Genomic DNA, 20,906 nt, shown 5'->3' on the forward strand with positions numbered 1-20,906 from the left:
TTATTGAGGTGTTATATGGAGGCGACCAGGCAGCTATATTGGAATATCGACGAAAAGTCTACAATGTATATTTTTGCACTGATAGCCTTCCTTATATTTATCATAGGAATCATCAAAAAGGTTAGGAATTGGCAGCAAGGACGACCTATTAGGTACGATAATCTACTTTTAAGATTTAAGACATTCTTTTCTGCTGTCTTTAAACATGACGAAGATGTTTTTAGGGCGCCTTATCGCCGGTTTATGCATTTAGGGATCTTTTATGGGTTTATTATATTAACGTTTGGAACATTAGTTATTGCAATCCAAGATCAATTTGGAATTCCATTGTTCTATGGGAAGAAATATTTAGTACTTAGCCTCTTGCTCGATTTATTTGGGCTAATGGCTATGATTGGCATAGTAATGGCTGCCTATAAACGATATATACATATTAGAGATTTTGAGAATGACACTTATGATGATGCAGCAGTCTTAATTCTTGTGTTTGCAATTCTTTTTTCAGGTTTTGTTTTAGAGGGTTTAAGAATTTACTCGACGGACGACCCCTGGGCATGGTGGTCACCAGTTGGGCTGCTTTTCTCTGGAATTACTGGAATTATTGGTTTGTCTGCTCGTTCAGCTTCAGTTGTTCATGCCTTTCTATGGTATTTTCATATGTTTCTAACCTTTGGGCTGATCGCCTATATCCCTTACTCAAAGCTATTCCACATGTTGTCTTCTCCTTTGAGCATCTTTTTAAGATCATATTCACAGATTGGGGCACTAACCCCAGTCGATTTTCCGCTTACTGAGTTTAATAATATTGGGGCTGGTCATCTTAAAGAGTTTAGTAAGAAACAACTTCTTGAATTAGATGCTTGTATTTCTTGTCTAAGATGCCAGAAGGGCTGTCCCGCGAATATGAGTGGAGCACCTTTGACGCCAAGAGACGTGATACAAGATTTAAAGAAGCATGCCGGCAAAAAAAATAAGGACCCTATCATAGATAAGGTGATTTCCAGAGAGACACTTTGGTCTTGTACGACGTGTGGTCTTTGCGAAATCAAATGTCCAATCTATATAGAGCACGTCAAAAGAATTGTTGATATGCGAAGAAGTCTGGCTGCTTATGACCAGGGCTTACCCCCAGAGGTTCAGCAGGTATTTAATAATATCTCTGAATCAGGCAATCCTTGGGGTGAACCCAAAGAAAGCATGGTATTTAATTCTTCTGAAAACTCACCGGTTCCAGTACTAAGTGAAGAAAAAGAGACAGATATCCTATATTGGGTAGGCTGTTTTGGCTCGTATGAATCACGTAATCAAAAGGTTTCACAAGCAATGTTCAATATATTAGAAAAGGCCGGAGTTAACTATGCAATTTTAGGAGAAGAAGAAAACTGTTGCGGAGATTCCGTTAGGCGTCTAGGTAACGAAAAGCTATTTCAACACTTAGCCTTTAAAAATGTTGAAACCTTAAACCGTTACAAATTCAAGACGATTTTAACTCATTGTCCTCATTGCTACAACACACTAAAAAACGATTATCCTCAGTTTGGGGGGCATTATCAGGTGGTGCACCATTCAGAGTATCTATTAGAGCTGATTAAGTCAGAGAAAATTAGCCTAAAGGGGTCTGTTAATAGCACAGTTACGTTACATGACCCTTGTTATTTGGGAAGATATAATTCTATTTACGATGCCCCAAGAGAGGTTTTGAACTCGGTCCCAGGCTTAGAAATGATCGAGATGAGAAATAATCGAACATATGCTTTTTGCTGTGGAGCCGGCGGTGGACGAGTATGGCTGGGAGATTACGGGAAGAAATCGGTTCATGGCATCCTGGTCAGGAAGGCCATGAAAACTGAAGCTGATATTTTAGCCAGTGCATGTTCATTATGTTTAACCACATTGAGTGGAGCGATTAGCGGACATAATGGAGATATGCAAAGCATGGACATTGCGGAAATTGTTAATGCTGCGCTGTAGCTTTTCTGGTTCAACAGATGCATAAGTAAAATTAGTAAAATGATCTAAATATCACTGGGGATCACGAACCAGGCGACAAGATAGGCTAAGAATCCTGTTCCGCCTACAAACATAAGAATAATAGCTGCAATCCGGACAAGACTTGGGTCAAGTTCCAAGTATTTAGCCAATCCTCCGCAGACTCCCCCTAGTTGCTTATCAAGGCTAGATCGATACAAGCGCTTTGACATAATTTTTCCTCCTTTGCTATCGTTTTCTGCCTGTTTACTTTATCCTTGTTGGCTGACTGTTTTACCATTACACTCTTAATACGTAAGAGGGGAATCAAATGTTACACACTTATAAAAATATCTATGCATAAGGAGTTGTCATTTTGTTAATCCTCGATAAAATCACCAAGCTCCCTAGACACTGGCTGGGTGCTGTTCAGGTTACTGGAGCGGCCGTACTTTGGGGTACATCTGCAACTTTTGCTAAGAACTTATTTAATAATGACCTTTCACCATTTGATGTCGCTCAGATGAGACTCACGCTGTCTTTTTGCCTTTTAGTGTTTGTTATTTCCATCAGTAAACCGAAGTTACTGCGTGTCCGAAGGTCTGATCTGGGGTATATTGCTATTTTTGGCATTGTGGGTTTAGGCATGCTTCAATTTACGTATCTGCTTTCTCTTAGTTTAACGAATGTGGCTACAGCTCTTTTTCTACAATATACTGCACCGATTATTATTCTAGTCGTTGGGTTAATATTGCGAACGGAGTTTCTCACTTGGATAAAAATTGTGGCTTTGTGTGCCTCGATTGGTGGTGGCTACATGATCGTTGTTGGAACAACTTCAGGTTTTACATTAAACCCTGTGGGAGTTATGTACGGTTTAGCAGCTGCATGTACATTTGCTTTTTATTCAATGTATGGAAAGCGCGGGTTAGTAAAGTATAACGCATGGACACTTTTGACATGGGGGATGGGTTTTGGTTCCTTGACCTGGTGCATTTATCAAGCCCCTTGGACTCTTGCCATGCGCTATGGAGGATTAGCGTGGTTACAGTTTTTATATATTGCAGTAATTGCTACTATTTTACCGTTTGGACTATACTTTAAGGGATTGCAAAATCTAAGCGCCTTCCGAGCGGGAATGATAGGAATGCTTGAACCTGTGGTTGGTGCTATATCAGCTTTTTTCTTTTTAGGAGAACTACTAACGCTGACCCAGCTTTTAGGGAGTGGTCTGATCTTGTTGGGAGTAGCCCTAATCCAAATTAGTGCTCTTGAGAAATGTAATAATACTGTGTATCATCAACCCGAGCTCGCCTTTCGTAAAGTCGGAAAGTAGAGAATGTCCAATATTGTAAAAGTATGTATAAATTTAGCAAAGAGAGTTCTTACCAACTGAGGTAGGAACTCTCTTTGCCATTAAGGTTATATATTAAGAATTTCTGGACCCATTGATTCTTTAATCGCATATGCTGTCAATACACGCTAAGCAATGGAAATCTAGGTCTTAAGAAAAGATGACGAAACATGTCAGTAAATATTTCCCACAAAATGAAAGGAAATGCCATTTGCTAAGAGAATAATTAAGCTATAAGGAGTAGGAACCAGAGTGAAGAAGGTAGTGACAAATTATGAACACAAAGCTCTATCTTGAACCGGATGAAATATATCTTTTCAATTGTGGAGAATTATACCATAGCTACTTAAAGATGGGGGCTCATATAATTGAATGTGACTCATTAATCGGGACGAATTTTGCGGTATGGGTGCCTGAAGCACACAACGTTTGCCTCGTAGGAGAGATTAATAATTGGTCTTCCACTGATAGTTCAATGACCGAGATTGGGACCAGTGGGGTTTGGTCTGTTTTTATACCGAAAGTTCTTCAAGGACAGTTATATAAATATGAAATTCATACGAAGAGCGGAAAAGTATTTTTGAAATCCGATCCTTTTGCCTTTTATTCAGAATTCAGACCCGCAACAGCTTCTATCGTATGGCAACTTGAGGGATTTAGTTGGCAGGATCAAGTTTGGATGAAGCAAAGAGGGGTAAATGTTCAGGAAATGCCTCTTTTAATATATGAAGTTCATCTTGGTTCATGGAGAAGGAAAGAGGATGGAACATATTATAATTGGCGCACATTAGCAGTTGAGTTACTGCATTATGTACTAAGCATGGGTTATACCCATATTGAATTGATGCCGATTATGGAACACCCTTTCGATGGTTCCTGGGGATATCAATTAACGGGATTTTACTCCTGCACAAGTCGATTCGGAAATCCCCAAGATTTTATGTGTTTTGTTAATCAATGTCACCTGGAGGGCGTCGGAGTTATTCTAGATTGGGTGCCTGGTCATTTCTGTAAAGATGCTCATGGACTGGGTCAATTTAACGGATCATCAGTTTATGAAAATGACGAAAATGAACAATGGGGTACTTATAACTTTAATTTTGAGAAAACAGAGGTTTGGAGTTATCTCATTTCAAACGCAATGTTTTGGCTTGATAAATTCCATGTTGATGGCTTACGAGTTGATGGAGTAAGCAGTATGCTCTATCCAGACTATGAGAAGCCGAAGCATTCTTGGAAACTTAACATTAATGGAGGCAGAGAAAATCTTCGGGCTGTTGCTTTTATGAAAAGATTAAATGAAGCAGTTCTTCAAAATTTCCCGGATGTACTGATGATTGCAGAAGAATCTACGGAATGGCCGCTAGTCACCTGCCCAACAGATGAAAATGGACTTGGCTATAATTTTAAATGGAATATGGGTTGGATGAATGACACTTTGCGGTATATGGGGCTCGATTTTCCCTTGCGCAAAGACAATCATCAATTGTTAACTTTCTCGATGACTTACGCCTTTTCTGAAAATTATATTTTACCGTTGTCTCATGATGAGGTTGTTCATGGCAAAAGGTCCTTAATTGGCAGGATGCCGGGCGAATATTCCCAAAAATTCTCGGGACTAAGAAGTCTATACGGATATTGGATGTGCCATCCGGGTAAAAAATTATTATTTATGGGTGGGGAGTTTGCTCAATTTATCGAGTGGAATGAGGAAGCAGAGCTGGATTGGTTCCTATTGGAATATGAGATGCATGAAAAGCTCCAAAATTATGTACGCGATTTAAATAAACTTTATTGTCAAGAAAAAGCCCTCTGGCAAAATGAACAAGATTGGGCAGGGTTTGAATGGATTGATGTCCATAATCATCAACAGTGTATTTTGATTTTTTGTCGGAAAGCAGTGGAAACGGATAATTTCCTTATCATATTAATTAATTTTCAACCAAACAGTTACGTAAATTTTCGACTCGGAGTACCCAAGAAAGGGTTTTATCAGGAAATATTCAATTCTGACTTGAGCATATATGGGGGCAACAATCACATAAATTCTTCCTTAGTTGGAGCGGAAAAGGTTGCATGGCATGGTCAAAAGTTTTCAATAACAATTAATGTTGCTCCCTTAGCAATAGTTATATTAAAACCAATCTTGAATACTTAAGTATTGGAGGAACAAAACGCATGTTTACGGATAAAGAAAGCTTTAAACAAGCCTATCTAATGAAATTGATCGAGGGGGAAGGCATTACTACAGATGAAGCAACCTCTTGGGATAAATTTGTAGCCTTGGTCATGTTGCTAAAAGAAAAGATGAGCTATTATCGGGCCGTAAACAAAAACTCAATATCACAAGGAAAACAAATTTACTATTTTTCAATGGAGTTTCTAATTGGAAAACTCCTGCATAATTATTTAGTCAATTTTAAAATTGAGGATCTCGTAAGAGAAGCTTTGTTAGAGTTAGATATTAATCTTGATGATCTCCTAGAGCAAGAAACGGATCCGGGCTTGGGCAATGGCGGATTAGGAAGACTGGCTGCCTGTTTCCTCGATTCGATGGCGTTCTTAGGAATTGATGGTCATGGTAATGGAATTCGCTATAAATATGGGTTATTTGAACAAAAGATTGTATCTGGCAATCAAGTTGAGGTAGCAGATAACTGGCTTAAAAACGGCTACCCTTGGGAAACAAGAAAATCTGATAAGGCTGTGATCGTAAAATACAGAGGGACTGTCAGAACTGAATTCAAAGATGGGCAAGCAATGTTTTATCATGAGAACTATGAACCTGTTTTAGCTGTCCCTTACGATGTTCCGATTATGAGCTACGATAATCCTCGGTATATCAACAACTTAAGGTTATGGAGCGCTGAAACAATATGCAGCGAACTAGATTTGGCTTGTTTCAACCGAGGGGATTTTAATCAGGCCACAAGCTTCAGATCGGAAGTAGAGGCCATTTCATATATTCTTTATCCGGATGACAGCAGCCGTGCAGGAAGAGAGCTAAGGCTTAAACAAGAATACTTCTTTGTAGCTGCAGGCTTAGGAACCATTGTTCGGAGTTACAAGAAAAAGAACGGTTTAAATTCTTTGCATGACTTCTCCAGACGTGTCTCAGTCCATATTAATGATACTCATCCAGTTTTATGTATCCCTGAGCTGATGCGTATATTAATTGATGAAGAAGGAATGGGATGGGATGAGGCTTGGAATATCACTGTCAACACCATGTCCTTTACCAATCATACCATTATGCCTGAAGCGATGGAAAAATGGTCGATAGATATGGTCCAAAACCTCTTGCCTAGGATCTATTTGATTATTGAGGAAATCGATCGAAGATTCAAGGAGGATTTAAAGGCACGTTTCATGGACAATGATCAAGTCAAGCAAAATACTCATATCTTTAAAGATGGGTATATCTGGATGGCGAATTTAGCAATTGTCGGAAGCTCCTCAGTTAATGGTGTTGCACAATTACATACCACAATTCTTAAAAATGAGGTCTTTAAAGACTACTATCGAGTTTTTGGCTATAAATTTAATAATAAAACAAATGGGGTTAATCATAGAAGATTTCTATTAGCAGCAAACCCTAAATTGTCTCATCTGATTACAGAGGCAATCGGTCCAAACTGGAAGGAAGATGCCGGAGAACTTAAAAAACTTCATGTATTAAAGAACGATCAAAGCTTTTTAGAGCAACTCGCCAACGTAAAATTCGAGAACAAATGTCGACTGGCAGAGAAGGCTAAACTTAAATATGGACTCATCCTAGACCCGAGCTCCATTTTTGATGTTCAAGTGAAGAGGATACATGCCTATAAACGGCAACTGCTTAATGTGCTTAAGATTATGCACTTGTACAATAAATGTATGAATGAACCCGACTCCTTGTCTTGTCCACAAACCTTTATTTTTGGCGGAAAAGCTGCCCCAGGGTATCATTATGCTAAAACCGTGATCAAGCTTATTAACGTTTTGAGCAAAAAAATAGAGCAGGATCCCAAAGTAAAAGGAAAGCTTAAGATTGTTTTCTTAGAAAATTTTAATGTGTCACAAGGAGAATTGATTTATCCTGCAGCAGACATTAGCGAACAAATATCAACAGCTAGTAAGGAGGCTTCAGGAACTGGAAACATGAAATTCATGATGAATGGAGCCTTAACTTTAGGAACTCTGGATGGAGCAAATGTAGAAATACAAGAAGCTGTGGGGAAGGAGAATATTTTTATTTTTGGCCTTACTGCTGAACAAGTGCTGGATTATAGTCGTTCTGGAGGGTATAAGCCATGGGATGAATACCATGCTAACCCAGATATCAGAACGTGCGTGGATCAACTGAACAGTGATTTTTTCGATAATATGGGTGAGGAATTCAGGACACTATACGATTCCCTCATGATCTATAACGATGAATTCTACATTTTAAAAGATTTCCCATCATATCTTAAAATGCATGGAAAACTACAGGCGCTTTATCATACTCCTAAGGATTGGAACAAAATTTCCCTGCTCAATATTGCAAATTCGGGGATTTTTTCAAGTGATAGGACAATTAGAGAATATGCAGACTGGATATGGAAGATTCGATATCGTACCGTGAATTGTATCTCTTCAAATTAATCTAATATCTGTACGCCTGATTAATCTAAGAGAAAGGGGACAAGTATGAAAAGGCAGGAATGTGTTGCGATGCTATTGGCTGGTGGACAAGGAAGCAGATTAGGTGGATTGACTCGAAATCGTGCAAAACCAGCAGTTTCGTTCTGTGGTAAGTATCGAATAATTGACTTTACTTTGAGTAACTGCACAAATTCAAATATTAATACCGTTGGTGTTCTCATCCAATATAAGCCATTTCTACTTAATTCATATATTGGTCTGGGTTCTGCTTGGGACTTGGATAATCCTTTTGGGGGGGTTCATATTCTTCCCCCATTCATTGGAGAAACCGAAGGATGTTGGTACAACGGTACAGCAAATGCAGTGTACCAAAACTACGAGTTCATTGATTATTACGATCCTGAATATGTGATTATTCTCTCAGGAGACCATGTCTATAAAATGGACTATACTCTTATGCTGAAGTTTCACAAAGAGAAGAATGCAGAGATAACTCTGGCCGCGATTCAAGTACCTCGGGAGGAAGCTTCTCGATTTGGAATCCTAACCATTGATTCGGAAGATCGGGTCACCAAATTCACAGAAAAACCAGCTAATCCGGAGAGTGATCTGGTTTCAATGGGGGTCTATATTTTTAACGGACCCACCCTAAAACAAGCATTAATTGCTGATAAAGCAGATTATCTGTCTCAAAATGACTTCGGAAAAAATATTATTCCAAATCAGTTAAGTACAGGAAAACGAGTTTTTGCCTATAAGTTTCAAGGGTATTGGCGAGATGTCGGTACTATTGAAAGCTATTATCAAGCTAATATGGAGTCATTAAAGGATGGACACTTTCTTAATATTTTCGATCCAAAGTTTAGGATCTTTTCCAACGAAGATATCTTTCCTCCCCATTTTGTGGGGTCTGCAGCAGAAATCGAGAATAGCTTAATTTGTAATGGGTGTTCTGTTCATGGTAGGGTAAGCAATTCAATCCTGGGAGCAGGGGTTTATGTAGGCGAAGGAGTAGAAATTAAGGATTCAATCATCTTACCTTATGTAAAATTGCACAAAGGGTCTAGTGTCTATCGGACGATTATAGGTGAAAATGCTGAAATTATGGAGAATTGCAACATAGGCGCAAGGGGACAAATCGCCCCTGCGTATGAAGGAATAACAGTAATTGAGGATTATCATTTGATCACAGAAGGAACTGTTATTGAATCCGGCATGCATATCTATAGAAGCCGGGCGATGTGAAAGGAGGGAAATAATGTCCAACGCTATAGGTATTATTTTTGCTAATAGCGGTTCTGATAACTTACAAGGGCTTGCCCAAGAAAGGCCAATAGCTGCCGTTCCTTTCGGAGGCAGATATCGCATTTTGGATTTTGCGTTATCTAGCATGGTCAATTCAGGTATAAGGACCATTGGATTAGTTACACCTCACCAATACAGACCGTTGCTAGATCACTTGGGGGCGGGAAAGGACTGGTTTTTAGAACGTAAAGACGGAGGGCTATTTATCTTGCCCGGTGTAATGCATAGTTTGGCAGGGAGTAAAGATACCTTTTGTATTAAAGATTTACAGAATAATTTGGAGTTTTTACAGAAGGATTATGTAGAAAATGTGCTTATAAGCAGCGGTGATCAAATCTTCAATATAAATTTCCGAGATACTTTGGAATTTCATAAGGACAAGCATGCAGATGTTACCTTGATATATAAAGCAGTAAATCCAATAGATAATGACTCGCAGGATCAAATACTGCTTGAGGTTGATGGGGACCAGAATGTGTCAAATATTCATAACAAGCACAGTCTGGAAAGAGAAGAACTGGCCCCTCTTAACTTTGTGAATATTATAATAATTCGCCGTGAGCTCTTGTTGGATATTATTGAGAAGTATGGTTCATATGGTTGTATCGGTTTAATGGTAATCCTTGCTTCGAATATAGAAGTTCTTAAAATCTTGGGCAGTCCAACTAATTCATCAATTGGAACGATTCACACTATCAAGGATTACTTTGATCGAAGTATGGATCTTTTAGATTTAAAAGTCCGAGAACAATTATGGTTGGGAGTGGATCGTACACATACAAAAATTGTGGACAATCCTCCTACCAAATATACCTCTCAGGCTAAAGTCAGCAATTCGTTAATTGCCAGTGGGTGCTCTATTGCGGGGGAAGTAACAAACTCAATTGTATTTCGTGGAGTGATTCTAGAACAAGGGTGCAGAATTCAAAATAGCATCATTTTGCCAAAATGTCATATTCATATCAATGCACAAACGAACTATACAATTCTTGATAAATCTGTCATTGTTCACGGAGAAAATGTCCTTAAAGGAAGTGAGAGTCACCCTTTGGTTGTTCTCAAAAAAACAGTCATCTAGGAAAGGTGGGAGAGTATGAAACTGGTCTTTGTGACTGCAGAAGCCGATCCTTTTGCTAAAACTGGCGGTTTAGGGGAAGTGGCGGGTTCGTTACCAGCCTTCTTGCATAAACAAGGGATTGATGTCAGGATTATTATGCCTAAGTATAGCAGTATCCCTAAAGAATTCCAGAGAGAGTTTAAGCATTTGTCCCATTTCGACGTCCCAGTTGCTTGGCGTAAACAATATTGCGGCTTGGAAGAAACGGTTTATCAGGGGATACCTTATTACTTTATTGACAATGAGTACTATTTTACACGTTCAAATGTTTATGGGGAATACGATGATGCAGAAAGATTTGCTTTCTTTTCCCGGGCTGCCCTTGAAAGTCTGATCCACATACCGGGGTTTAAACCAGATATCATACATTGTCACGATTGGCATACCGCATTAATCCCGCTTATGCTCAAAGAGTTTTATAACCGTGAGCCTCTATACTACCCAATTAAAACTCTCTTTACAATTCATAACCTAAAATATCAGGGGATTTTTCCTAAGGAAGTTCTCTATGATATTGTGGGTCTGGGGATGGAGTTTTATAAGGAAAATGGCTTGGAATTTCACGGAGCGATTAATTTCATGAAGAGTGCTTTACTTTATGCAGATCAGATCACGACAGTGAGTCCAACCTATGCAGAGGAAATCCAAAATCCTTTTTATGGGGAAAATCTTGATGGCTTGTTAAGAAAAAGAAGAGATTTTCTGACGGGTATTCTCAATGGCATTGACTATGAGGTGTATGACCCCTTTAACGACCCCTATTTGGTAATGTCTTTTCATGATGTATCTCTGGCTAAAACAGAAAACAAAAAGCACCTGCAAAAAACAATCGGACTGCCAGTTAGAGAAGAGTGTGCTATCTTGGGAATGGTAAGCAGAATCGTCGATCAGAAAGGCTTTGATCTTTTGGCCCATGTTATCGAAGAGATTCTGGAACTGGATATTCAGATGGTTATCCTCGGTACTGGAGAGAAAAAATATGAAGAAAGGCTGAAATATTTTGCCTCTAAATATCCTGAGAAACTGGCTATACGATTAGAATTTTCTAATGAAAGAGCTCATCAGATATATGCCGGAGTGGACATCTTGCTAATGCCCTCACGTTTTGAGCCCTGTGGTATCGCTCAAATGATTGCTATGCGCTATGGAACCGTTCCCATTGTCCGTGAAACCGGAGGATTAAAGGATACGGTCATTCCTTATAATGATATTATGGGAACAGGCAATGGATTTAGCTTTGTAAACTATAATGCTCATGAATTTTTATTTACAGTGCAACGAGCATTGAGTATATATTATGAAAATAAGCCCGTTTGGAATAATATACGACTAAGGGGTTTGGAAAGTGACTTTAGTTGGAGCAGATCTGCAAATGCGTACATCGAACTATATAGGTCATTATTGCAAATATCCTAAGATTCATAGGGATTACTCTAAAAATTTGCTCAAATGGGTTAGCTTGTACAAGTACATGTATCATACATATTTGCAGAGTTTGGTTTCTGCGATTTGATCAATAAAAAACGACAAGGGTATAGGTGATAAGTATGGAATTTGTGGCGTATCATAATTCGCATGACTTTTATTATCGTGATCCCTTTGGCTCAGTCAACTGTGGTCAAAAGATAACCTTTCGTATTAGTGCAATTTCGCCAGTTCCTATTGACACTTGTATTCTTCGTTTATGGGAAACTGACAGGGAAATTACTAATTTGATGCACCAAACTACTAAGAAGAGAAGTCATAATGTTGCGTCTTCAGAACAGAGATCCTTTGAGGTTGCTGAGAAGGGAGAATCATATGAGGCAGAATATGCAGTACCAAATACTCCCGGACTAATTTGGTACTATTTCGTAATTTATGCAGGCTCTCATATCTACTACTATGGAAATAATAATAAAAGGTTAGGGGGAATAGGCAGTCTCTGGGAACAAGTACCGCCGGCCTATCAAATTACGGTTCATAAGCAAACAGTAGTCCCTGAGTGGTATAAGCGAGGAGTTATGTACCAAATATTTATTGATCGGTTCTTTAATCCTCACGAAAAAGGGTTCATCTGTGATCCGCGGAAAAACACTCTGTTGCACGCAGATTGGTCAGATCAGCCTGTCTATATTAAGGATGAGCAGGGTAGAGTGACGGATTGGGATTTTTTTGGTGGAACCCTGCAAGGGGTCATTGAAAAGTTGCCTTACTTTCAAGAATTAGGGATTAGTATTCTATACTTCAACCCAATATTTGAAGCATCAAGCAATCATAAATATGATACTGGGGATTATCATAAAATCGATCCCATGTATGGGGATGATCTGGTTTTTAAACGATTGATTGATACAGCAAGACACTGCGGAATTTCGATTATTCTTGACGGTGTCTTTAGCCATACCGGAAGTGACAGCATCTACTTCAATAAATATGGGAATTATCCAGAAGTCGGTGCTTACCAATCCGTAGATTCTCCTTATTATAGTTGGTATAAGTTTAAAAAAGATCGCCAAGAGTATGAATCTTGGTGGGGGGTTGATTCCCTGCCTGAAGTAAATGAAATGAACTCCTCCTACAGACAGTTTGTTTACGGCTCCGAAAACAGTGTCGTTCAAAAATGGCTAAAGGTTGGTGTGGCTGGCTGGAGGCTGGATGTGGCTGATGAACTTCCGGATGAGTTTATTCAGGAACTGCGCCAAGCGATTAAATCCATTAACCCTAACGCTGTATTAATCGGGGAAGTGTGGGAAGATGCTTCGAATAAAATCAGCTATGACAGTCCACGTCAATATTTTTTGGGGGATGAACTCGATGCCGCTATGAACTATCCTTTCAGGAATAGTTTACTTAGCTTTATGCTTGGGCAAAGTGATGCGAAGGATGTCTATCAACAAATTATGAGTCTGTATGAAAATTATCCTCGAGAGAATTTTTACGCCGCCATGAACTTAATCGGGAGTCACGATACGATTCGAGTTTTGACTCTTTTAGGAAATGCTCCACCAGAAAAGAGTTTGACGAATACAGAGCAGAGAACTTTTCGGCTTTCACCGCCCGCACGGCGATTAGCAGTACAAAGACTCAAACTATTGAGTTTGGTTCAAATGACATTTCCCGGAGTTCCTTGTATTTATTATGGGGATGAAGCCGGTGTGGAAGGTTATTCTGATCCTTATAACCGGGGAACATATCCATGGGGCAGGGAAGACAGAGAAATCAATGATTGGTATGGACGAATCCTGCGAATGCGAGCTGAATTTGAAGTGCTTCAAACGGGTCAATTTGAGCCGTTTTATTTCGAGCCGGATGTTTATGGTTTCTCTCGAGCAGGGAATGAGGAAGAAATAGTTATCCTTATCAATCGACACCGAGATGAACTGAAACTAGTCGATCTTAGTCCAAAACTTTCGTCTGCTCCATTTATAATTGATTTAATCAATGGAGAAAGACTTAGTTCAGAAACGCTCAGTGCTGTGTCAATCAATGCTCTAAGCGGAAGGGCTCTGCTTATTAAAAAAAATCCTCCTCACGATTTGCAACTTCAGCGTTCCTGCGGGGTATTATTACATATTAGCTCGTTGCCATCTTCTTGGGGGTTGGGAGATCTAGGGCAGGAAGCCTATGATTTTGTGGATTTTTTAGCTGAATCCGGACAATCGATATGGCAGGTCTTACCCTTGAATCCTGCTGGGGCAGGAGATTGTCCTTACCAAAGTGATTCCGTATTTGCGGGAAATTCAGTTTTTATCAGTCTTGATCATTTGATTAATGAGGGCCTTTTAGATCTGAAAGAGACTCGTAGAAAATATGAACAGCTTATAAATATTGGACTTCGGGAAAGTTTACTAAACCAAGCGCTAAAAGAACTTAAGCAAAATTTACTCTATGAGGCCTATCAAAAATTTACTGAGCGTCTTGAATCAAGCAGGGCTAACTCTTCAATATCCTTAAGCTCTGAATATCTGTCTTATAAATACTCAGAATATCTATCTCAAGAAAACTATGCAAAATTTCAAGCCAAACATAAAGATTGGCTTCAGGACTACGTTCTCTTTCGTGCCTTTAAAGTTCACTTCGGGGGTGCTCCATGGTTCGAATGGGAATCTAAAATTGCTTCTCGTGAAACAGAGGCGTTATTCAATTATTCATTGCTTCTCCAAAAAGAAAGAGATTTTAATGAATTTCTACAATACACTTTCTTTTATGAATGGAATAAACTAAAAACTTACGCCGAGGGTAAAGGGATTAAAATAATGGGGGATTTGCCCCATTTTGTAGCGGCCGACAGTTGCGATGTATGGGTAAACCGCAGGTTGTTTATTCTTGATGAAAAAGGCAGACCTGCAAAAACAGCAGGAGTCCCCCCCGATTATTTTAGCAAAACCGGTCAATTATGGGGGAATCCAGTTTATGACTGGAAGGCTAATGCCACTTCTCAGTATTCTTGGTGGAAAATGCGGATTTACTTTGCCTTAGATCAGTTTAACTATATCCGCTTAGATCACTTTCGAGGATTTGAAGCCTTTTGGGAAGTGGATGCTGAGGAGGAGACTGCTGAAAGAGGGCGATGGATAAAAGGGCCGGGGAAACGATTCTTTGAAAGCATGTTTGAGGAGTTTGGAAAATGCCCTTTTATTGTTGAAGACTTGGGAATTATCACTACTGAAGTAAATGTTTTAAAGCAGATGTTTAGCTTTCCCGGAATTAAGGTGCTTCAATTTACGCCGCCAAAAGAGTTGTTAGTGGATGTAATGGGTCCGGAAACTAATTTCGTTTATTACACGGGTACACATGATAATAATACCTTGATCGGTTGGTGTGAGAGGAATTACTTAGCGGAAGAGGAGGGCCAAGTCAGCATTACTTCATCTCAACAGGCCATAAGTCAAGAAGTCCGCGAAGACTGTCGTCAGTTGATTGAAGAGTTGTATTTGAGTCAAGCGGTTTGGGTTATTTTACCGATGCAAGATATATTAGGGTTGGGCGACGAAGCTCGTATGAATGTCCCAGGGACGGTTCATGGAAATTGGAAGTGGCAACTCGATAAAAATGTTGATCTGGATGAAATAAAAGATTGGCTTCTTACCCAAGCCGAAAAAGCAAAAAGATTGCAGATTTGACATTTGAAGTATTAAATAGAATAATAGGCGTAATAGATTTATTCGATATACTTACTAATTAATTAAATAACTCTATTTTAAATTTTTGAAAATTGGGGATAAGGAATTGAAGAAATTTATCGGGATTTTTCTAAAAGGGTTATTAATACTGACTCCTTTAGTGCTTACCTTCTACATTCTCTATAAAATGTTTTTAATAACTGATGGCTTATTTAAAGGAATGCTAGAGAGGTTTGGCTTATACTTTCCGGGATTTGGAGTGATCGTAACCCTGGCAGTGATTTTTCTGGTAGGTTTATTAGCATCAAATTGGCTGACGAACGGATTACTAAATTACATGGAAAAGCTCTTAACTAAAATTCCGATACTTGGCAACATTTACGGAATTATCAAAGACACAGTAAATTCTTTTTCTGCTAATAAAAAAGGCTTTTCCCGATTAGTCATGGTCAATATGTCCAGTGAACTTAAACTTTTGGGATTCCTTACTAATGATGAAGAAAGCGCTTTTATTCCCAAAGGATATGTGGCAGTCTACTTAATGCAGTCAATGCAATGGGCAGGGAATTTAATTGTCGTACCGCAAGAGCAAGTTCAACTTCTCGAAGTCTCCTCCGAAGAGGCCTTGAAATTTATTGCATCTGCGGGACTCTTAAGTAAAAAGACGAACTAGGCGAAACGATGTGACTTTGTATTCTTGGCATAATATGGCTTTAGCTGAGAGAACATTTTAAATGATCTTACTGATATTGTTTGACTGTTGGTGACGATATTTTTTACAATGAAACCAGTAAATAGATTTATAAAATGATTTGAAAAATTTTAAGGCATGCCTGATTAGACATGCCTTAAAATTTCTTTGTTATAGTTAAATGGAGAACTAATTACTCTGGAAGAAAAGTTGCACAGTCAGTCATTTCAGTGGTACTAGCGTTAGGAGATTGGACTTCGATCTTGTCGGCATGACAATGATCACCTGAACCATAGTAATGGCAAGTGTTAACAACGCATTTTATTCCGCCGTTAGGTTGAGGCATTTTTTTAGCTGGCATATTAGTATTCCTCCTTCAAGTGAATTCAAAGTTTAATATCTCCAGTTAATTTGGTTTTTATGTCTATTAATTTATGATTGTATTGACAAAATATATAAGCAAGTTGGAACTGGAATGGTCAACAACAAACAGAAAATATTTAAAAGGTTAGGATATTGAAAATCGCAAAATATGAAGCTACAATCAGGGACAAGCTACTTAGATTAAGAAGAATTGATATTAATTAATCAATTCATTAATAGTCTGGTAAGGGAGCTGAGATTAACATGACCACAGACAAACTCAATAATAAAAGATTAAAACCCTATCAAAAGAAGGCGGCCAAGTATATTACGGACAAGAAAAAATCGTTAGATCTTCTCAATAATGCCATGAAAAAAGCTAACGCTAAAAGAGGTGCGCTTGGCGAAACCTGGGAGAAATTTCAGCTCTTATTTGGCGTATTTAAAGATTGGATTAACGGCAACTATAAGGAAATGCCCATGCGTTCGCTTCTCATGATAGTCCTGGGAATCGTCTATTTTGTATCGCCCATAGACGGGATTTTCGATTATATTCCTTTTGCAGGATTAATCGATGACGCGGCAGTAGCTGGCTTTGTTATATCCCAAGTGAGCGTTGATCTTGAACGATATAAGCTCTGGAAAAAGCAAGTCGAACCTGATTCAACTATTTCTGAAGCATCTTCTTAAGAGAGTGTTTTACGAAGTTTGATGCTGCAACAATAGGAACACTTCTCGTTTAAAGAAAACAATAGTCACCCGGGTAAAGACTATTGTCTAATCCCAAACAACACAGTTTAGGGGGATCACTTTCAAGAGGAATAAAATATTTGTAAAATTGGAAAGATTCCATCTATACTTGAGCTGGAATTGGTTGTAGAATTGAAATTAACAGTTATATCGAAAATAATAATTCAGTTTAGAATGTGAAAAGAATTCAGTTTGAATGTGGGTGAGGGGTAGAAGATGTCTTCAGTATCTAAATTATTGTCACTAACTTCTGAATTAAAGCTTAACAAATCCTATGTCCAACAAATAGCAGAAGTGATCGCAGCAGTCATAGAATTTGAGGTTGCTATTATTGATAATAACTTAGAAGTAATTGCTGGGACGGGAAAATACCAAAGTGAAATTGGTTTTGTATACGGGAAAGGATCAATCACTGGACAGATAATTAACAGCGGCAGCAACTTTGTTTTAGATGACGAACCGCTTAATCACAATATCTGTAAAGACTGCAATCAAAAAATTATTTGTAAACTCAAGGCAGGAATACTTTCACCAATAATATGGACCGGGCATGTAATTGGTACAATTTCAATTTTTGCTTTTGATGACAGGGAAAAAAACGAGTTGCTTTCGAACCGAGATAAACTGCTTGATTTTTTAATGAAAATATCAGCCTTGATAAGCAGCAAAATTGGCGAGAATGAAATGCATGGACGCCTTTCATTAATGGCCAACCAATTCAGTGCAGTTATAAATTCCATTGTCGAGGGGCTCGTAACTATTGACCATTCAGGTTTTATTACCCATATTAACAAGTCTGCCGAAAAGTTATTGAATATTTCTACACAGCAAGTTTGCGGGCGACACATAAACGATATTTTCCAAGGGTTCTCAGTTCCTAAAGTGTTAAAACTGGGACAACCATATGTTGAACAAGAAATCCAGTATATCAACAAGGGAGAAGTATGCCTATTTATCAGTACCATTACACCCATAAAAACGAATCAGGAAATTATCGGTTTGGTTATTTCATTTCGAAGTATCCGCGAATTGCGGAAGTTAGCGGGTCGTTTGATTAGGGAAGATCGCAAATATACTCTGGACGGAATATTAGGAACAAGCAAAACTATGACCATCCTTAAACAAAAAATGCAACTTGTCGCGGCAACCGACTCGACAATTTTGATTACCGGCGAAAGTGGAACGGGTAAAGAGTTATTTGCGAGGGCCATTCATGAAGAAAGCCATCGCAAAAATGGGCCATTTATCGCTATAAACTGCGGGGCTATTCCAGAAATGCTCTTAGAAAGTGAACTTTTTGGCTATGAAGAAGGTGCTTTTACCGGGGCTAGTCGCGGAGGTAAACCAGGGAAATTTGAGCTTGCAAACAATGGGACAATCTTTCTGGACGAAATTGGAGATATGCCGATGCATCTTCAGGTGAAGTTATTGCGAGTGTTGCAAGAAGTTAAAATTGAACGAATTGGTGGAGTAAAGCCGGTATGGATTGATGTCCGGATTATCGCAGCCACAAATCGCAATCTCGAAGAAATGATCAAAGAAAAACTATTTAGAAGTGATCTCTTTTATAGGTTAAGTGTTATTCCATTCTATATTCCTCCGTTACGTGAAAGGAAAGAGGACTTGATGCTTCTTCTGCATCACTTTTTGGATAAGTATAATCTGATTTTAGGTAAACAAATAACCGGTTTTACTCAAGAAGTTCAGAGAAAAATGCTTACCTATCCTTGGCAGGGGAATGTAAGGGAACTGGAAAATGCGGTTGAGTATGCAGTAAATATTGCCACCAAAAATGTCATCGACAGCACTTTCTTGTCCTCTCGAGTAAATGATTATTTTGAGCATAATGCTAGTTTATCAACGAGTGATGTTCAACCAACGCTAGCTGATCTGGAAAAAAATGCGATCGAAGCTGCGTTAAAAAAGTTTGGTAGTACCCGTCAAGCTAAAGAAAAAGCTGCCGATAGCTTAGGTATGAGTAGATCTACTTTCTACAGAAAGATAAAAAACCTAGGTTTAAATACTAAGATTCTTTAATAGAAATAGCAAATTCCAAATTAAGATTCAACATATATACTCAAAAGCTTTTTGGATATGATTATACATCTGTCCGAAAAGCTTTTTCTATTAGTTCACCAATCGAGAGACTCCTACTTCAAATGGGAGTGATACCCCGTACTACTTCGGTGATGAAAGCCTCCAGTGACGATAGTAATGGTTATTTGCTAAGACGTCTGAAAATTTTTATGTCCATGTTGTCGATAACAGTAATTGCAGGGAATGCAAAAATCCTAAATCAAGATTTCAAATCCTATTCTAGGATAATTAAGAATCGGTAATATAACTGCCTTTTGAGACTTAAGTAATATGGAAATCTCAAAATAAGATATTTGCAATCTGCCTATTACGCTATCAATGGCTAAAAATCAAGACTATTAGTATTCATTTAATTGGCATAATTTTTGCAATAATCAAAATGACATGTACCAATAAATTTAATAAGGGAGGTAGAAAAAGAAATGCCAAATTATTATGAAGATCTTTCTCAAAGCATCATTACTGGTCAACTTGACCGAGTAAAATCGCTCACTCAACAGGCTATCGGGGCTGGGAATAATCCTGTTGAAATTATCAACCAAGGACTAATACCCGGTATGAGTGTCGTCGGAGCACGGTTTAAGGCTGGTCAAATGTATGTACCAGAAGTATTAATGTCAGCGCGCGCTATGAATGCTGGAATGGATATCGTCAAGCCATTAATTTTAAGTGAAGATATCCCTTCCGCTGGTAAAGTGGTCCTTGGCACAGTAAAAGGAGACCTTCATGATATCGGAAAAAACCTAGTCGGCATGATGTTAGAGAGTGCTGGATTTACAGTTATTAATGTTGGCGTAGATGCGGGTCCAGAAAAGTTCTTACAAGCAGTAAAAGAGCATCAGCCAGGTGTCATCGGCATGTCTGCCCTGCTTACGACAACCATGCTGGCTATGAAAGATACCATTGAACTCTTAAAAGAAGAGGGCCTGCGCGATAAAGTAAAAGTAATGATTGGTGGTGCCCCAATATCTCAGGACTTTGCCGATGAAATTGGTGCCGATGGGTTTGCCCCTGATGCAGGTTCTGCCGCGGATCTTTGTAAGAAACTTTTAGCCTAGTAAAATAAGTTTAAGGAAGGAGCGTGTGTGATTTGTCAAGAAGCCAATACATTAGGGCCAACTATCAAGTTAATGCAACACCACAATTAAAGATGTTAAGCGATGACCAATGTGAAAATGTCTTGAATGGTGCTCTCGAGGTGCTGGAGCGAACGGGTGCGGAGATACACAGTGAAGAGGCTTTAGAAGTTTTTAGAAAAGGGGGATGTTGGGTTGACGGCAACATGGTGCGTTTCCCGTCCCACCTGGTCGAGTGGGCAATTCGCAGTGCACCTTCACGAATTGTTATTTCTAATCAAAAAGGTGAACGTACCATGTTCTTGGAAGGACAAAACGTTTATTATGGCCCGGGTCCCACGAATACTTACACCATCGATCCTTTCACTGGAGAACGCCGCCGTGCTAAGAAGTCCGATACTGTAAGGGCGGCAAAAGTAATCGATGCTTTGCCTAATATATCCTTTGCCATGGA

15 protein-coding genes are annotated in these 20,906 nt (G+C 38.9%); 13 read left to right on the top strand and 2 right to left on the bottom strand.

All coding sequences use genetic code 11. The annotated features are described in order from the left end of the window. The first annotated feature begins 15 nt into the window (after positions 1-15). Positions 16-1,971, top strand: a complete 1,956-nt coding sequence (locus M8E35_RS14595) for a heterodisulfide reductase-related iron-sulfur binding cluster (RefSeq protein ID WP_252469922.1) — start codon at positions 16-18, stop codon at positions 1,969-1,971. A gap of 44 nt (positions 1,972-2,015) precedes the next feature. On the opposite strand, the gene M8E35_RS14600 is transcribed toward M8E35_RS14595, so the two are convergent. Further along, complete coding sequence (locus M8E35_RS14600) at positions 2,016-2,201, bottom strand: PspC domain-containing protein (RefSeq protein ID WP_073030159.1); 186 nt, start codon at positions 2,199-2,201, stop codon at positions 2,016-2,018. Between the two features lie 143 nt (positions 2,202-2,344). Here M8E35_RS14600 and M8E35_RS14605 point away from each other — a divergent pair, with 143 nt between their 5' ends. From M8E35_RS14605 to M8E35_RS14640, 8 genes are all read left to right on the top strand, one after another. Further along, on the top strand, positions 2,345-3,304 hold the full coding sequence (locus tag M8E35_RS14605; protein WP_252469923.1) for an EamA family transporter: 960 nt from the start codon (positions 2,345-2,347) through the stop codon (positions 3,302-3,304). Between the two features lie 292 nt (positions 3,305-3,596). Next, positions 3,597-5,480: a 1,4-alpha-glucan branching protein GlgB gene (gene glgB / locus M8E35_RS14610; RefSeq protein ID WP_252469924.1), complete on the top strand. Its 1,884-nt coding sequence runs from the start codon at positions 3,597-3,599 to the stop codon at positions 5,478-5,480. Positions 5,481-5,500: 20 nt separating this feature from the next. Beyond that, on the top strand, positions 5,501-7,948 hold the full coding sequence (locus tag M8E35_RS14615) for a glycogen/starch/alpha-glucan phosphorylase (protein WP_252469925.1): 2,448 nt from the start codon (positions 5,501-5,503) through the stop codon (positions 7,946-7,948). A gap of 45 nt (positions 7,949-7,993) precedes the next feature. Beyond that, a complete protein-coding gene (locus tag M8E35_RS14620) occupies positions 7,994-9,193 on the top strand; it encodes a glucose-1-phosphate adenylyltransferase (protein ID WP_252469926.1) in 1,200 nt (399 codons plus the stop codon). Positions 9,194-9,206: 13 nt separating this feature from the next. Further along, positions 9,207-10,331: a glucose-1-phosphate adenylyltransferase subunit GlgD gene (glgD, locus tag M8E35_RS14625; protein ID WP_252469927.1), complete on the top strand. Its 1,125-nt coding sequence runs from the start codon at positions 9,207-9,209 to the stop codon at positions 10,329-10,331. A gap of 15 nt (positions 10,332-10,346) precedes the next feature. Beyond that, positions 10,347-11,786, top strand: a complete 1,440-nt coding sequence (gene glgA / locus M8E35_RS14630; RefSeq protein ID WP_252469928.1) for a glycogen synthase GlgA — start codon at positions 10,347-10,349, stop codon at positions 11,784-11,786. A 131-nt stretch (positions 11,787-11,917) separates the two neighbouring features. Beyond that, complete coding sequence (locus M8E35_RS14635) at positions 11,918-15,475, top strand: bifunctional glycogen debranching protein GlgX/4-alpha-glucanotransferase (protein WP_252469929.1); 3,558 nt, start codon at positions 11,918-11,920, stop codon at positions 15,473-15,475. Between the two features lie 106 nt (positions 15,476-15,581). Then, positions 15,582-16,148: a DUF502 domain-containing protein gene (locus M8E35_RS14640; protein WP_252469930.1), complete on the top strand. Its 567-nt coding sequence runs from the start codon at positions 15,582-15,584 to the stop codon at positions 16,146-16,148. Positions 16,149-16,359: 211 nt separating this feature from the next. On the opposite strand, the gene M8E35_RS14645 is transcribed toward M8E35_RS14640, so the two are convergent. Then, on the bottom strand, positions 16,360-16,527 hold the full coding sequence (locus tag M8E35_RS14645) for a DUF1540 domain-containing protein (RefSeq protein WP_073030166.1): 168 nt from the start codon (positions 16,525-16,527) through the stop codon (positions 16,360-16,362). Positions 16,528-16,793: 266 nt separating this feature from the next. Between M8E35_RS14645 and M8E35_RS14650 the strand changes: the two genes are divergently transcribed. The 4 genes from M8E35_RS14650 to M8E35_RS14665 form a co-directional block, all read left to right on the top strand. Next, entirely contained in the window at positions 16,794-17,219 is a 426-nt protein-coding gene (locus tag M8E35_RS14650; protein WP_252469932.1) for a YkvA family protein, read from the top strand. Positions 17,220-17,495: 276 nt separating this feature from the next. Next, positions 17,496-19,316: a sigma-54 interaction domain-containing protein gene (locus M8E35_RS14655; RefSeq protein ID WP_252469934.1), complete on the top strand. Its 1,821-nt coding sequence runs from the start codon at positions 17,496-17,498 to the stop codon at positions 19,314-19,316. Positions 19,317-19,798: 482 nt separating this feature from the next. Next, complete coding sequence (locus M8E35_RS14660; RefSeq protein WP_252469936.1) at positions 19,799-20,434, top strand: cobalamin B12-binding domain-containing protein; 636 nt, start codon at positions 19,799-19,801, stop codon at positions 20,432-20,434. A gap of 32 nt (positions 20,435-20,466) precedes the next feature. Continuing rightward, on the top strand, positions 20,467-20,906 hold a 440-nt coding region (locus tag M8E35_RS14665; RefSeq protein ID WP_252469937.1), incomplete at its 3' end, for a trimethylamine methyltransferase family protein.

The sequence above is a fragment of the Desulfosporosinus nitroreducens genome (assembly GCF_023897015.1).
Lineage (GTDB): Bacteria > Bacillota > Desulfitobacteriia > Desulfitobacteriales > Desulfitobacteriaceae > Desulfosporosinus > Desulfosporosinus nitroreducens.